This window comes from Citrobacter sp. CK206 (assembly GCF_030333125.1).
GTDB classification, from domain to species: Bacteria; Pseudomonadota; Gammaproteobacteria; order Enterobacterales; family Enterobacteriaceae; genus Citrobacter_B; species Citrobacter_B koseri.
The window spans coordinates 53,629-67,769 of the sequence record NZ_JAOWGM010000027.1; the positions used below are offsets into that span (position 1 = coordinate 53,629).

General features: G+C 55.2%; 14 protein-coding genes. 6 read left to right on the forward strand and 8 right to left on the reverse strand.

Going from position 1 to position 14,141, the window contains the following annotated elements:
• Positions 1-7: 7 nt before the first annotated feature.
• On the forward strand, positions 8-823 hold the full coding sequence (iolB, locus tag OGX81_RS12390) for a 5-deoxy-glucuronate isomerase (protein WP_047461795.1): 816 nt from the start codon (positions 8-10) through the stop codon (positions 821-823).
• 57 nt (positions 824-880) lie between these two features.
• Here the strand turns inward: iolB and OGX81_RS12395 are convergent, their stop codons facing one another.
• Together OGX81_RS12395 and OGX81_RS12400 are read right to left on the reverse strand one after the other, a co-directional pair.
• Positions 881-2,422: a methyl-accepting chemotaxis protein gene (locus OGX81_RS12395; RefSeq protein ID WP_049011549.1), complete on the reverse strand. Its 1,542-nt coding sequence runs from the start codon at positions 2,420-2,422 to the stop codon at positions 881-883.
• A gap of 220 nt (positions 2,423-2,642) precedes the next feature.
• Positions 2,643-2,768 (reverse strand): hypothetical protein, encoded by a 126-nt coding sequence (locus tag OGX81_RS12400; RefSeq protein WP_256995298.1) that lies wholly within the window; start codon positions 2,766-2,768, stop codon positions 2,643-2,645.
• Positions 2,769-2,928: 160 nt separating this feature from the next.
• On the opposite strand from OGX81_RS12400, the gene OGX81_RS12405 reads away from it, so the two are divergent.
• The 4 genes from OGX81_RS12405 (at position 2,929) to OGX81_RS12420 (ending at position 8,003) form a co-directional block, all read left to right on the forward strand.
• The gene (locus tag OGX81_RS12405; protein WP_024130870.1) at positions 2,929-4,431 is read left to right on the forward strand and encodes a sugar ABC transporter ATP-binding protein; all 1,503 of its coding nucleotides are present in this window, start codon (positions 2,929-2,931) and stop codon (positions 4,429-4,431) included.
• Positions 4,428-5,423: an ABC transporter permease gene (locus OGX81_RS12410; protein WP_047461798.1), complete on the forward strand. Its 996-nt coding sequence runs from the start codon at positions 4,428-4,430 to the stop codon at positions 5,421-5,423. The genes OGX81_RS12405 and OGX81_RS12410 overlap by 4 nt, the downstream gene beginning before the upstream one ends.
• Positions 5,424-5,443: 20 nt before the next feature.
• Positions 5,444-6,508 (forward strand): sugar ABC transporter substrate-binding protein, encoded by a 1,065-nt coding sequence (locus OGX81_RS12415; protein ID WP_060815943.1) that lies wholly within the window; start codon positions 5,444-5,446, stop codon positions 6,506-6,508.
• 253 nt (positions 6,509-6,761) lie between these two features.
• Positions 6,762-8,003: an LVIVD repeat-containing protein gene (locus tag OGX81_RS12420; RefSeq protein WP_049011882.1), complete on the forward strand. Its 1,242-nt coding sequence runs from the start codon at positions 6,762-6,764 to the stop codon at positions 8,001-8,003.
• Positions 8,004-8,093: 90 nt separating this feature from the next.
• On the opposite strand, the gene mtnK is transcribed toward OGX81_RS12420, so the two are convergent.
• Positions 8,094-9,293 carry an S-methyl-5-thioribose kinase gene (mtnK, locus tag OGX81_RS12425; protein ID WP_024130868.1) on the reverse strand — a complete coding sequence of 400 codons (1,200 nt, stop codon included), beginning with the start codon at positions 9,291-9,293 and terminating at the stop codon, positions 8,094-8,096.
• 105 nt (positions 9,294-9,398) lie between these two features.
• On the opposite strand from mtnK, the gene mtnA reads away from it, so the two are divergent.
• Positions 9,399-10,427 (forward strand): S-methyl-5-thioribose-1-phosphate isomerase, encoded by a 1,029-nt coding sequence (mtnA, locus tag OGX81_RS12430; protein WP_110123793.1) that lies wholly within the window; start codon positions 9,399-9,401, stop codon positions 10,425-10,427.
• Between the two features lie 44 nt (positions 10,428-10,471).
• Here mtnA and OGX81_RS12435 read toward each other — a convergent pair whose 3' ends face one another.
• The 5 genes from OGX81_RS12435 to OGX81_RS12455 form a co-directional block, all read right to left on the reverse strand.
• On the reverse strand, positions 10,472-11,014 hold the full coding sequence (locus OGX81_RS12435) for a 1,2-dihydroxy-3-keto-5-methylthiopentene dioxygenase (protein ID WP_012134737.1): 543 nt from the start codon (positions 11,012-11,014) through the stop codon (positions 10,472-10,474).
• Complete coding sequence (gene mtnC / locus OGX81_RS12440; RefSeq protein ID WP_012134736.1) at positions 11,011-11,700, reverse strand: acireductone synthase; 690 nt, start codon at positions 11,698-11,700, stop codon at positions 11,011-11,013. Before mtnC ends, OGX81_RS12435 begins: the two co-directional genes overlap by 4 nt.
• Entirely contained in the window at positions 11,697-12,311 is a 615-nt protein-coding gene (locus tag OGX81_RS12445) for a methylthioribulose 1-phosphate dehydratase (protein ID WP_104868297.1), read from the reverse strand. The genes mtnC and OGX81_RS12445 overlap by 4 nt, the downstream gene beginning before the upstream one ends.
• Positions 12,312-12,901: 590 nt before the next feature.
• The gene (locus OGX81_RS12450) at positions 12,902-13,516 is read right to left on the reverse strand and encodes a YagU family protein (protein WP_104868298.1); all 615 of its coding nucleotides are present in this window, start codon (positions 13,514-13,516) and stop codon (positions 12,902-12,904) included.
• A 357-nt stretch (positions 13,517-13,873) separates the two neighbouring features.
• On the reverse strand, positions 13,874-14,141 hold a 268-nt coding region (locus OGX81_RS12455), incomplete at its 5' end, for a hypothetical protein (protein ID WP_286487574.1).

Below are 14,141 nucleotides of genomic sequence, written 5' to 3' on the forward strand. Positions count from 1 at the left end.
AGGCGCTATGTCACGTTTACTGTCACGCTGGCAACAGCCTGACGCGCAGGGACGTACCCAGTCCGTCACCCCGGAGCGGGCAGGCTGGGGCTACGTCGGTTTTGACGCGTTTGAGCTTGAAGAAGGGCAGCAGTTGCATCTTCCCGCCGTTGCTGAAGAGCGCTGTCTGGTGCTGGTGGCGGGGAGGGCGTCTGTCACCACGCCAACCGCGCAGTTTTCAGAGATTGGCGAGCGGATGAGCCCGTTCGAGCGTATTAAGCCGTGGGCGGTATACGTTACGCCCGGAGAAACGGTACAGGTACAGGCGTTAACGAAGCTGGAGCTGGCGGTATGCGCCGCGCCGGGCAAGGGAACGTATCCCACCCGCCTGATTGCGCCGCAGGATATTGACGGCGAGGCAAGGGGCAAGGGGCATAACCAGCGCTATGTACACAACATTCTGCCGGAAGATAAACCCGCCGATAGTCTGCTGGTGGTGGAAGTGTGGACTCACGAAGGCTGTACCAGTTCGTACCCGAGCCACAAGCACGACACTGATAATCCGCCTTACGAGACCCTTCTTGAGGAGACGTATTACCATCGCCTCAACCCGGAACAGGGATTTTGTATGCAGCGGGTATACACCGACGATCGCTCGCTCGATGAGTGTATGGCGGTCTACAACCGTGACGTCGTGATGGTGCCGAAAGGCTATCACCCGGTGGCGACAATGGCCGGGTATGACAGTTATTACCTGAATGTGATGGCAGGCCCGGTGCGCAAATGGATTTTCACCTGGGAAGACGATCACGCGTGGATTAACCGCGATTACCCTGCGCGTTGAGAACGCGATAAATAGAAAAGCCCCTGGCGTATGCTGAGGGCTTTTTGCTTTTCGCTGCTATCGTGAGGCGCCAAAAACCTGTACGGCCTGTTGCAGCCGTGACGCGCGTCCCGTTAAATCCCCCGCGGCATCCGTCACCTGCTCCACCATTTCCGCATTGTTGTCCGTCATGGAACCAATTCGTGAAATTGAATTGTTGATCTGTTCGAGCGCTAAAGTTTGTTCCCGCGTCGCCAGGCTTATCTCTTTGATCATGGTCGACATCTGCAACACGTCATCGATCATTCCGGTAAGGTGTGTTTCCGTCTGCTCGACCATTTGCACTCCCGTATTGACGTTGGTGACGTTTTTCTCGATAAGCTGTTTGATCTCTTTTGCCGCAGACGCAGAATGCTGGGCGAGGTTACGCACCTCTGCGGCAACGACCGCAAATCCGCGCCCGGATTCACCGGCGCGGGCCGCTTCGACCGCTGCATTCAGCGCCAGAATGTTGGTCTGAAAAGCAATACTGTCAATGACGCCGATAATGTCCACGATTTGACTGTTATCGCGTGAGATAGCCTGCATCATGGTGATGGTTTGCTTCATGATATGGCCGCCTTCAGTCGCATTGGCGCTGGTACTGTCGGCCATCGTCATTGTCTGGGCCGCGGTATCTGCGGTTTGTTGCACTGCGCTACCGATCTCTTCAATGGCAGCGGCGGTTTGTTGCAGGTCGGCAGATGTCTCTTCTGAACGGCTCTGCAATGCCGTGCCTTCCTGAGACACGCGCTGGCTGATAGCCTGAATACCGGATATTTGCGTGCTGACATCATCAACCAGGGAGCGTAGATTAAGCCCCGATTGATTCACCAGTCGCATGAGCATCCCTATTTCGTCCACGCGCTGCAAATGGCAATTATCGGGTTTACGGCCCGAAACCACTTTTTGCATCTGCACCAGCAGCGTATTAACCGGCTGACAAATTTGAACCTTAAGGTAAATAGCCAGGAGCAAAAATAACACGATGATGCTGCCCCCCTGAATAGCAGGAGGAACAGGTAAGAAAATAAATAACAGGGCTGCCAGACTGGTGATGGCTAAAGCATAATTGACGCGTTGGCTAACAGACAGCCATTTAAACATCGAAAGCCAGGACAGCGCTCCGCGACGGATAATTATGCCTTTAAAAAGTCGAAACCCTTTAATTCCATTATTATTTATTTTCTGATAAAGCTGTTCGCTGTGCGAAACTTCATCCCGGGAAGGCACGGTGCGTACTGAAATATACCCCGTTAATTTTTCATTTTGCCAGACAGGGGTAACATTTGCGCGTACCCAGTAATGATCGCCGTTTTGTCGCCGGTTTTTGACCAGCCCGGTCCAGCTATCGCCTTGCAGTATCGTGTGCCACATGTCAGCGAAAGCGGCAGAGGGCATGTCCGGGTGGCGAATAATATTGTGTGGTTTACCCATTAACTGCGTTTCATTAAATCCGCTGGCGTCGATAAATGCAGAGTTAGCATAGGTAATATGACTGTCTTTATCTGTGGTTGATAATAACGTTGTTTTATTGTTAAGCAAATATTCTTTTTGCGTGACAGCTGTGTTGTTTTTCATGAAAACTCCATGACGCTATTTATATAAAATGCAAATTTCACCTATTGTGCATCAGGTAAATAATAGTAAATGGCGGTTTTATCTGAGGTGTTACATTCTCTACTAATCATCATTTATATGAAAGCACTTCAAATGAATTTTTATTTTTAATAAACCTGGCGTGTCATAAATATGAAACACATAAATGCAGGTTGATAATCTGGAATTGATATATATCGACTTAAACTAAATCTAAAAGATAAAAAAGAGCTGATTTATTAGGGCTGATAAATGCCCGCTTTCCTTGATGGGTTTTAGCCCCCTCCGCGAAGCCCGTTGCCGCGTTGCGGTCAGTATTCTTATTCATGATGCGATCCCTTTGTGATGAGCTAACCCGATGTCATTTATAGACATCTGGATGGCTAATAATATTTTGCTTTATCTTATGCTTTTTATGTCGTTGTCAGTCAGGGAGAGCTGTGAAAAATTTCGTAAATCAAATGATTATCAGAAAGGATTTACAGCGGATGCTCTCCAGTCGCCTCGACATGCGTGGTATCAGCCTGGCCTTTTCCGGCTTTCAGGCGCTCTCCCGCGTTGATTTCACCCTGACGGGCGGTTCCGTGCACGCGCTGACGGGGGCGAACGGTGCGGGGAAATCCACGCTGATGGCGGTGCTCTGCGGCACGCACGACCATTACGAAGGGGAAATTGCAATTAATAACCAGCCGGTGCCGATACGCGAACCGCTGGACGCCAAACGGCTGGGCATTCATCTGGTGCAGCAGGAGGTGGATGTTGCGCTGATCCCGGGGTTGAGTATTGCGGAAAATATTATGCTCGATCAGCTGGCGCAGCCGGGACACCGCTACCGCTGGCGCGCTATTCGCCAGCAGGCGCGTGACGCGCTGGCCCAGCTTGATGTTCATCTGGACGTGCGCCGGGTCATCGATGGTTGCACGCTCGCCGAAAAGCAGCAGATCCTGCTGGCCCGCGCGCTCTCACACCACTGTCGTTTTCTGATCCTCGATGAACCCACCGCGCCGCTCGATCAGCATGAAAGCGAACGGCTGTTTGCCGTGGTGAAACGCCTGCAACAACAGGGGATCGGCGTGGTGTTTATCTCCCATCGCATTCATGAGCTAAAGGCCATTTGCGACACCTTAACCGTACTGCGCGATGGCAAGTTGATTGAGTCCGGGCCGATGGCGGAACTGAGCGCTGACGCCATCGTCGAGAAGATGCTGGGCCATGAGTTAAACGATATCTATCCGCCAAAACGCCCGCCGCATGCTGATGAAACGCTGCTGCGCGTGGAAGGGCTGCACGATGAACGGCTGCTGAAAAATATCAGTTTGCACCTGCGTAAAGGTGAAATTCTCGGTATCGCCGGGCTGGCGGGAGCCGGGAAAACCGAGCTGTGCAAGGCGCTGTTCGGCGCGTCGAAAAGCCGCGTTGAACGCGGCGAACTCAATCATCAGCCGTGGACGCCGCGCGACCCGGTTGATTCGGTGACGCGCGGGCTGGCGCTGGTGCCGGAGGAGCGGCGCAAAGAGGGCATTTTTATTGATGAGTCCGTCGCCATGAACCTGGCGGTTGCCGCCGATAACCGTTTCTCGCGCTGGAGCTTGTTTGGTCATCGTCAGGCATGGCGCTGGGCGGAAGCGGTAATTGCCCGCGTTGGCGTGCGCGCTCGCGGGCCGGGGCAAGTGTTGCGTCGGCTTTCTGGCGGCAACCAGCAGAAAGTGGCGATCGGCAAATGGCTGCGCGGCGACGCCCGCGTGCTGATTTTCGACGAGCCGACCAAAGGCGTGGACGTGAAAGCCAAAACCGATCTGTTTGCGCTGATCGACGGCCTGGCGCGGGAAGGCAAAGGGGTGATTTACGCCTCCGGTGAGTTCGCCGAACTGGTGGGGCTGTGCGACCGCATCTGCGTGTTGTGGGACGGGCGCATCGTGGCGGAAGTGGAGGGCGCGCAGGCCCGCGAAGAGACACTACTTTATTATTCAACCGGAGGAACGGCGTTGTGAGTAAGGCCCTTTCAGTCAATGCAGCGGCGTCTGGCCGCCAGCAGATTTTCGATTTTCTCTATAAGTGGGGCATGCTGCTGACGGTTGTCGCGCTGATCGCCATTTTTGGCGTCGCGTCGGATAACTTCCTCGATCCCTTCAATATCATCAACATCCTGCGCTCTATTGCGATCGTCACGGTGATTGCGATTGGCGTCTCCATCTCGCTTACCGTCGGCGGCTTTGATCTTTCCGTTGGCTCAACCGCGTCGCTGGCGAACGCACTGGTGATTTCGCTATTCGTCTGGCACGGCTTTGGCACCACCGGGGCGATTGTCATTACCCTGGCGCTCTGTACGCTGGTGGGGCTGTTCAACGCTTTTCTGATTGTGGTGCTGCGTATTCCCGACATGCTCGCCACGCTTGCCAGCCTGTTTGTGATTCAGGGGGTGGCGATGACCTACAGCTACGGCGGTTCTATTACTGAAAACATGGTGCTGCCGAGCGGTGAAATGGCTGAGGGGCTTATTCCGGCGGCATTCGGCGCGCTGGGGCAGGTGCCGACTATTGTTGTCGTGATGCTGGTCGTGACGCTGGCGGCGCAGCTCGCGCTGTCGCTGACCACCCACGGGCGACGGATGTACGCCATTGGCGGCAACCCGGAAGCGGCGCGTCTCTCCGGTATTCGTACCACCCGCTATAAAGTGGCGGCCTACGTTATTGCCTCGTTGCTGGCGGGGTTAGGGGGCATCCTGCTGGCTTCGCGTATTGGCTCTTCACAGGTTAACGCCGGGGGAGGCTATTTGATGGATGCCGTCGCGGCGGCGTGGATCGGCTTTTCGCTGGCCGGTTCCGGCAAACCGAACGCGCTTGGCACGCTGGTGGGGGCGGTGATCCTTGGCGTGCTCTCCAACGGGCTGGTGATGCTCTCGGTGCCCTATTACGCAATGGACATTATAAAAGGGCTGGTGCTGGCGGCGGCGCTGGCGATCACCTACATACAAAAACGTTAACAACACAACGGGAAACGATAATGAAAAAAACTGCACTTTCTTTGTTGGCGCTGGGATTACTGAGTTCGCTGCCGGGCTATGCGGCAACGCCTGCGCCGGTGCCAGCGGCCATTGCCGGGCATAATGGCCCGGTTCGCATTGCGGTGATCCGCAACCTTGGCTCTGATGACAACACGACCCAGTTCGTTGCGGGCGCGATTCAGGAGGGGAAAAAGCTCGGCTTTAAGGTCAGCACCTTTTTAAGCAATGGCGACGACGCGAAATTCCAGGATTTCGTTAACCAGGCGATCAGCCAGAAGTATGACGGCATTATTCTCTCTCAGGGGCGCGATCCGTACTCCACCGCGCTGGTGAAGAAAGCAGTAGATGCCGGGATCAAAGTGGCGGTGTTTGATACCGCCGTCAACGGTGAGATCCCGGGCGTGACGGTAACTCAGCAGGATGACGCCTCGCTGACCCATCTCTCCTTCGGACAACTGGTAAAAGATTTCAACGGTAAAGCCAATATTATCAAGCTGTGGGTCGCCGGTTTCCCGCCGATGGAGCGCCGCCAGGCGGCTTATCAGCAAATGCTGAAGGACAATCCGGGGATTAAAGAGCTGGAGTCTATCGGTGCGGTCTCTTCCGACGTGCAGGGTGATACCGCCAACAAAGTGGGCGCGGTGCTGGCGAAATACCCGAAAGGGAAAATCGACGCTATCTGGGGAACCTGGGACGCCTTTAGCCAGGGGGCGTACAAAGCGCTGAAAGAGAATGGCCGCACTGAGATTAAGCTCTACAGCATCGACATCTCCAACCAGGATTTGCAACTGATGCGCGAGGCGGGCAGCCCGTGGAAGGTGAGCGTGGCGGTTGACCCGAAACTGATTGGCGCCACTAACGTGCGGCTGATTGCCAATAAGATTGCCGGTGAACCTACGCCTGCCACTTACGATTTTAAAGCCGCAGCCATTCCGCAGGCGCTGCTGGCAGCGCAGCCGGGGGCGGTTAACGTCGCCTCATTAGGCAAAATCATTCCGGGCTGGGGCCAGACGGAAGACTTCATCGCGCCGTGGTTTGCGACGCTTGAAGCGAAGAATAAATAATGCCCGGTGGCACTGCAATTACCGGGCCTACAATGTGCTCTCTGTAGGCCGGATAAGGCGGTTACGCCGCCATCCGGCGTAATGCCCGGTGGCGCTGCGCTTACCGGGCCTACAATGCGCTCTCTGTAGGCCGGATAAGGCGGTTACGCCGCCATCCGGCGTAATGCCCGCTGGCGCTGCGCTTACCGGGCCTACAATGTGCTCCCTGTAGGCCGGATAAGGCGGTGACGCCGTTTGGCAAAAGGAGATTAAGGTGACTGAATTACCGCGCCCCGACTATAGCCGCAATATGCGGCTGATTGGCCATAGCGACCAGGGCGGTCGCCCGGACGGCGTACAGCTAATGGTACATCGCGGTTTTGCCTATATTGGCCATATGGTGTCGCAGGGGTTTTCGATTGTTGACGTGCGTGACCCGAAAAATCCACGGGCGGCGGGCTATGTGCCTGCACCGCCAGGCACCTGGAACGTGCATTTGCAGGCGCATGACGATCTGCTGCTGGTGATTAACGCCCGCGATTTGTTCGCCGATGCCCGCTTTGCCGATGAAAAGGTCTACTACACGCGGCAGGTCGGTGAGACGGTCAGCGACGTGCAGGACCGGGGCTGGAGCGCAGGGCTGCGCGTGTTTGATATTTCCACGCCGGACAAACCGCGTGAAATCGGTTTTCTCTCCCTGAATGGGATCGGCATTCACCGCATCTGGTACGTCGGCGGACGCTGGGCCTACGTCTCGGCGCTGATCGACGGTTTCACTGACTACATCTTCCTGACCATCGATCTGGCCGATCCGCGTAAGCCAGAGGTGGCCGGGCGCTGGTGGTTGCCAGGGATGAATCAGGCGGCGGGAGAGACGCCAGACTGGCCGGAGGGCAAACGCTATGCGCTGCATCACGCGATTATCGCTGGCGATACCGCCTACGGTAGCTGGCGTGACGGTGGTCTGACGCTGCTGGACGTGCAAGATCGCACGCAGCCGAAACTGATTAGCCATCGCAACTGGAGCCCGCCGTTTGGCGGCGGCACACACACTGCGCTGCCGCTGCCGGACCGCGATCTGCTGGTGGTGCTGGACGAAGCGGTGCTCGACAATCAGGAAGACGGCGAAAAGCTGATCTGGCTGTTTGATATCCGCGAGCCGTCGAATCCGGTGAGCATCGCCACCTTCCCGCAGCCGGATGAAGCTGATTACGTGGCGAAAGGGGCGCACTTCGGGCCGCATAACCTGCACGAAAACCGTCCTGGCAGCTTTATTAGCTCGACGCTGATTTTCGCCACTTACCAGAACGCAGGGGTGCGCGCTTATGATATTACCAATCCTTATCGTCCGGTAGAAACCGGCGCGCTGGTGCCTGCGGCGCCTGAGAAGATGATGGATACGCGGCCAAATCGCCCGCAGGTGATCCAGTCCTGCGATGTGTTTGTCGATGCGCGGGGGATTATCTACAGCACGGATTACAACGGCGGGTTATCAGTGATTGAGTATCTGGGGTAAGTATTTGCCGGGTGGCGGGTACGCCTTACCCGGCCTGCATTTGGATCGTAGGCCCGGTAAGCGCAGCGCCACCGGGCAAACAGCCCGCACTTAACTGTACTGCCGCACCCGCGCGATCAGCGCTTCCACGCTCTCAATCCGGTCGGCAATCACAATCAGCGCTTTTCCGAGGGTAATGGCATGGCGCAGGCATTCATGGCGCATTTCCGCATCCTGAATGGTATCGATATCCGCTACGTGCGACAGCCCGACGCTGCGGCGAATCAGCTCGGTGCCGCAAAAGCCGATGGCGTCCGCCCAGACTTTTTTCAGAAATTCCGACGCGTAGCCCGGCGCGCGTAGCGCCGCGTCGCGGGTTTTCTCCGTCGCCAGCACCTGAAAACGTTCAGCAAAGGTGTTCCACAGCTCCTGAATATCCGTCAGCCGCTGCTCGCGCGCGGCGGCGGCGTCGCGAATGCCCAGATGGCCCGGCAGGCCGCAGAAGTTCAGCAGCAGATTGCCGATGGCGGTGCCCACATCAAAGCCTATCGGCCCAAAGTAGCCGAACTCGGCGTCGATGGCTTTCAGGCGACCGTCGGCGACAAAGATCGAGCCGCTGTGGATATCGCCGTGCAGCAGCGCTTCGGCATGGGAGAAGAAACGATGTTTGAGCGCCGCCACCGCCAGCTTAAGCTGAGCGTCACTGCGCAGTGCGGCGACGTCGCCTTCGATCTCCGCAGGATAGCTGTTGCGCTCGTGGATCTGGTAGGGATCGTTGAAGAACAGATCTTCGGTGATCTCACACATCTCCGGGTTAATAAATGTCGCCACCTGCGCTTTTTTGTCATGCGGGTGGAGATAAAAATCGCTGGTATGAAACAGCGTTTGCGCCAGATATTCGCCGAGCTGGCGTGCCGCCTGCGGATACCAGGCGCCTTTAATCAGTTCGCCGCGCCAGATGTTATGGTCGGAGAGATCTTCCATCACCATCACCGCCAGTTCAGGGTCGAAATGGTGGATTTTCACCGTATGCTGCGGGCAGTGCTGGTAATGCGCCACCAGCGTTTGCGCTTCAAGACGAGCGCGATCCAGCGTCAGCGGCCAGGATTCGCCGACGCAGCGCACGTAAGGCAGCGCCTGTTTGACGACAATGCGGCTTACGCCAGTGGTATCGAAAATCTTAAACACCAGATTAAGGTTGCCGTCGCCTACCTCCTGCGCCTCTACCAGTGTGGATGGATCATCGATGCCGCCAAACGTTCGGGCGTATTCCACGGCATCCTGGGCGGTAAAGGTACGGTATTGCGACATTGCCTGTTCCTCACTCATTTCACTAATAAAGACATGTAGACGTCTATACATCTGTAATTCATCCTGACACAATGTGATACAACAACGCAACAGAGAATTAACGACATGCAGACATTACAGACGACCAGCCTGCGGGTGGCGGATAATCAATTATTTATTCTCGATCAGCAGGCGCTTCCGCAGGAGAAACGCTGGCTGGATGCCTCAACGGTAGAAGCGCTGGTGGGGCATATTCACGCGCTGCGCGTGCGCGGTGCGCCGCTGATTGGTCTTTCCGCCAGTCTGCTACTGGCGCTGCTGGCTGAGTCAGGCCATCGCCGGGATGAACTGGCGATAGCGCTGGAAACGCTGCGCGCTGCGCGCCCGACGGCGGTCAATCTGATGAACAATCTCGATCGTATGAAGCAGGCGCTGGGGCAAGAAGACTTTGTTCCGGCGCTGGCGGCGGAAGCGCTGCGTCTGATCGATGAAGACAAACAACTCTGTGACGATATCGCGCGTGCGGGAAGTGCGCTGGTGAAGCCGGGCAGCCGTCTGCTGACCCACTGCAACACCGGCGGGCTGGCGACAGCGGGCACGGGGACGGCGCTGGGGGTGATTGCCCGCGCGTATGCACAGGGCAACGTGCAAAACGTCTGGGTGGATGAAACGCGCCCGTTATTGCAGGGCGGCAGACTCACTGCCTGGGAACTGGGCGAACTGGGGGTCCCCTATCAACTGATTACCGACTCAATGGCTGCCAGCCTGATGGCGAAAGGGCTGGTGGACGCGGTGTGGGTAGGGGCCGACCGTATTGCCGCAAATGGCGATGTGGCGAATAAAATCGGCACCTATTCGCTGGCGGTGCTGGCGAAATTCCACGGTATTCCGTTTTACGTTGCCGCGCCGCAAACCACGCTGGACCCCCACTGCCCGAATGGCGACGCAATCCCGATTGAGCAGCGCGCGGCAGGAGAAGTCACCGGCGTGGCGGGCAGTTTTGGCGCGGTACAGTGGGCGCCGGAAAATGCGCAGGTCTATAACCCGGCGTTTGACGTGACGCCAGCAGCGCTGATTAGCGGCTGGGTGCTGGATAGCGGTGTGGTGACGCCAGAAGACGTGGCGAAGGGAGTTTTCAGGACGGGGGCGGCCTGATGCAGAGCAGGCCTGGCGTACGATAGCGTCGCCCGGCCAGATCGTTAAAGCAGGCGCGGATAGGCATCCGCAATGGCGTCGCCGGTAAACTGCGCCACCCAGCCTTCCGGGTTATCGAAAATACGGATCGCGGTAAAGTTTGGCTCTGAGCCCATATCAAACCAGTGCGGCGTACCGGCGGGCACTGAAATCAGGTCGTTTTTCTCACACAGCACCTGGTAAACCTGGTCGCCAATGTGCAGGCAAAACAGTCCTGCGCCTTCAACGAAGAAGCGCACTTCATCTTCGCCGTGGGTGTGTTCATTGAGAAACTTTGCACGCAGCGCCTCTTTTTGTGGATTGTCGGCGCGCAGGCTGATCACATCCCAGCTCTGATAGCCTTTCTCGGCAACCAGCTTATCAATCGCATGTTGATAGGCGGTGATCACCGTTTCTGGCGCGGGAGCCTGGCCTAAGTCGCGGTCTGCAACCCAGCGTTCGAAGCGGACGCCTTTCGCGTTGAGCTGTTGGGCGATCTCTGCGGCGTCGGTACTGTGCCACTGGGGCTGGCTGGCGTCTTTATCGGAATAAATAGTCAATGCGCTCATGAAAGGATCTGCTCCGGGTTAATGTCGTCGAATTGATGTACCTGGTGGTGGCGGCTGGCGCCATCACCCTCGCCACGAATCAGTTGCAGGGTGCGAAGACCCGCCTCTTCAGCAGCGTCCAGCTCCTGATATACATCGGAGAGGAACAGGATTTGCGACGGCGCGACGCCGATATACGACGCGATATTGCGGTATGACTGCGTTTCTCGCTTTGCGCCGATATGGGTATCAAAATAGCCGCTGAACAGATGAGTAATATCACCTTCGTCGCTGTAGCCAAATAACAGTTTCTGCGCCGCAACGGAGCCGGAGGAATAAACATAGAGATCAATGCCTTGTGCTTTCCATTTCTCCAGCGCTGGCAGAACGTCCGGGTAGAGGTGACCAGTAAAGTCGCCATTGACGTAACCGTCGTGCCAGATAATGCCTTGCAGGGCTTTTAGCGCCGTTGATTTGCGATCTTCATCCATAAAGGTGAAAAGCGTTTCGATAAGTTCTGCGGTACTGGCGTCTGGCCGGGCAATCTCGTTGCGCAGATTATCAAGAATTGATTTTACCGGTTCGGCATACTGCCGGGCGGTGACAAACGCCGCCAGCCGCTCGCGCGCATAGGGGAACAGAACATTGTGAACAAAACGGATATCGCTGGTGGTGCCTTCAATATCCGTCACAATCGCGCGAATCATAATCTCTCCAGTTGTCGCAAACGCATTTCGCATTCAAATAAAAATTCCAGCCCCTCCAGATGACGGCGGGCCTCCTCCACTGAGCGTCCCCAGCAGGTTAAGCCATGACCGCGCAGAAGAAAACCGTAATTCAGAGAATGCTCTTGCGCGTAATGCACAATACGTGACGCCAGCGCGTCGATATCCTGGTCGTTGTCGAACACCGGCACGCAGACAGTATCAAGATGGGTAGTCTGCCCGCTAAGCGACTTTTGCATTTCAAAACCGCTGATATATAGCTCCGGCGTTTTAACGATGCGCGAGAGCACCGTGGCGTTGACGGTGTGGACGTGCAACACCGCGTTTGCCTGGGGAAAGAGGCGATAAATCAGGGTATGCAGCCCGGTCTCCGCCGATGGTTTGCGACCGGACGGTGCGTGACTGGTGGCGATTTCCACCTGCAAAAAATCGTCGGTAGTCAGGTTGCCTTTATCTTTTCCCGACTCGCTGAGCCAGCAAAAAGCGTCGTTCTGGCGGACAGACATATTGCCGCCAGTGGCGGGAGCCCAGCCTTTTGCCCCTATCCAGCGGCAGGTCTCGACCAGTTGTGTGAGTTGCAGGTTATCTGTCATCTTCCTTTTAGCCTCTCTCGGGGTCAGGAATGGAGTTTTTAGACATCTAAGCGTCTTGATTGCCAAATGCTAACATCGTGTTACGGCAGCAGCAACACAACTCTTCCAGGCAGGAGCAACAACGTTGTCCTGGTGGCAACTTGGTGGGGGAGGTGGTTGAGTTTGTCAGGAGCGGGAGTTTTGCGTATTGATTGATGCTTTCAATGGAAGCTGTAGGTTTGTCGCCCATAGCAGACCTGATAGCCCTTCGTTCAGGCCGCTTTTTGCCAGGAGGGGACATCCACTACAGGTATTAATCGGCAAGGTGCCGGTGATCCGCTTAAATGTTCAGGGAAAGCAATGCAGGAAGTGCGCGGGTTTTTATCATGTTATTTAACAGACTCAGATACCAGACATAAATCTCCTCCTTGATATTAAGAACATTCGGGTGCACGGATGGAAAGTGGTTTATTCTCTTTTTCACAGAACAGGAATGTCAGAGCCGGGAAGAGGGGATTAGCGAGAGATTAAAACAGGCAACTCAGGAGTTCAGTAAATGGATACTAAAAAATGGCGCTGTGTTTGCGCCATTTTACCACATTAAGAATTTGTCACCGGCTTGTTCCCAAAGGGATCTCCGGGTCTGGTTGATGAGTAATCCTGTTACGCAGATCCCGACGGATAATTTCGATAGACCAGAACCAGATTAAATGTCCAAAAATTTCGGATACATTCTCATACCATGGAAGGTCAACCAAAGGTGGAGTCAGCCCCATGAGAGGGAAGGAAATCATATGTACGAAAAGCTGTGCCAGCGCACCAGCCAGCAAACCCTGCCAGAGTTTAATTTTTGGGAAAACTTCAGCAACAACACAGTAACCCACTGCGAAGACAATCGAAAAGATGATGTGTGTTACACCAACCCAGTTAAACACATGCCCGGCAAAGGTGTAGACGGCAGCGTTAGGATCAGCAAGCCCCATCCAGTCACGAAGGAAAATATAAGGGGGATTCAGGAAATTGCGGGAACAGTCAATTTGCCCGACAGCCCTGATTAATGATTCCGGCCCGCATGCAGCAGTGAACATATCAGTCGGACTGCGGGGTGGCAAAGGTACTTCAGCGCCCCATTTAACAAATGCTGATACGATACCAGCGATTAACCCAATAAATGCAGCCAGGCCATAACGCCTGCGGTTTGGTGGAGTTTGTTCAAATATATTCATATTTCATCCGTTGAATTTCATCGTGTTAACATAATCATTTAGTAGTATTCATGAAAACCACCAAATGTAAAGATGTGTATGTGATTGTATGTTCCGTATTTGCGTCAGTAACTGGAAATTCCCAATCGAGTTGCTTTATATGGCGTAACAGGAAGGCTGTGAAAGTGGTGAGGGCGGCAAGGTCGTATGCGATCTACAGCAAGATTCTCATCAGTAGAATTAATAGAGTAGCAACCACGCCGCATGGAAGAGCATGGTACGGACAGCTGGCGATCGTTCGATAGTGCGAATATAGAAGGGTTGCCAGCCGCCGCGGATTGTATCTTCCCGGCATGACGGATCAATGTGTTTTAAGTATTAATGCCACGTCTTTTTGCTCAGGCTTGTTATAGCTGAAATAGCATGTGCTGAATCATCAAAAAGCCGGGCCAGTACAGGAACCCACTGCCTGTTTTTGTACTCAAGCACCAGATGTCCAGACAGGTCTTTGCTGACGATGGCAAATGTCCTGAGTTCAGGCGTTGGAACAGGGAGAGCGGTGCCAGGCGGGAAATATATTCTTACCCCGGCAATAATCATGTTGTCCATGCTCATCATTCGTTCACCAGCCACATATCGGCTTCTT

Coding starts and splice junctions, on each gene's coding strand:
- OGX81_RS12445 (WP_104868297.1), bottom strand. CDS start 12,311: ATGACAGATAACCTGCAACTCACACAACTGGTCGAGACCTGCCGCTGG.
- OGX81_RS12400 (WP_256995298.1), bottom strand. CDS start 2,768: ATGAATAAGAATACTGACCGCAACGCGGCAACGGGCTTCGCGGAGGGG.
- OGX81_RS12415 (WP_060815943.1), top strand. CDS start 5,444: ATGAAAAAAACTGCACTTTCTTTGTTGGCGCTGGGATTACTGAGTTCG.
- OGX81_RS12405 (WP_024130870.1), top strand. CDS start 2,929: ATGCTCTCCAGTCGCCTCGACATGCGTGGTATCAGCCTGGCCTTTTCC.
- mtnC (WP_012134736.1), bottom strand. CDS start 11,700: ATGATTCGCGCGATTGTGACGGATATTGAAGGCACCACCAGCGATATC.
- OGX81_RS12435 (WP_012134737.1), bottom strand. CDS start 11,014: ATGAGCGCATTGACTATTTATTCCGATAAAGACGCCAGCCAGCCCCAG.
- OGX81_RS12395 (WP_049011549.1), bottom strand. CDS start 2,422: ATGAAAAACAACACAGCTGTCACGCAAAAAGAATATTTGCTTAACAAT.
- mtnK (WP_024130868.1), bottom strand. CDS start 9,293: ATGTCGCAATACCGTACCTTTACCGCCCAGGATGCCGTGGAATACGCC.
- OGX81_RS12450 (WP_104868298.1), bottom strand. CDS start 13,516: ATGAATATATTTGAACAAACTCCACCAAACCGCAGGCGTTATGGCCTG.
- iolB (WP_047461795.1), top strand. CDS start 8: ATGTCACGTTTACTGTCACGCTGGCAACAGCCTGACGCGCAGGGACGT.
- mtnA (WP_110123793.1), top strand. CDS start 9,399: ATGCAGACATTACAGACGACCAGCCTGCGGGTGGCGGATAATCAATTA.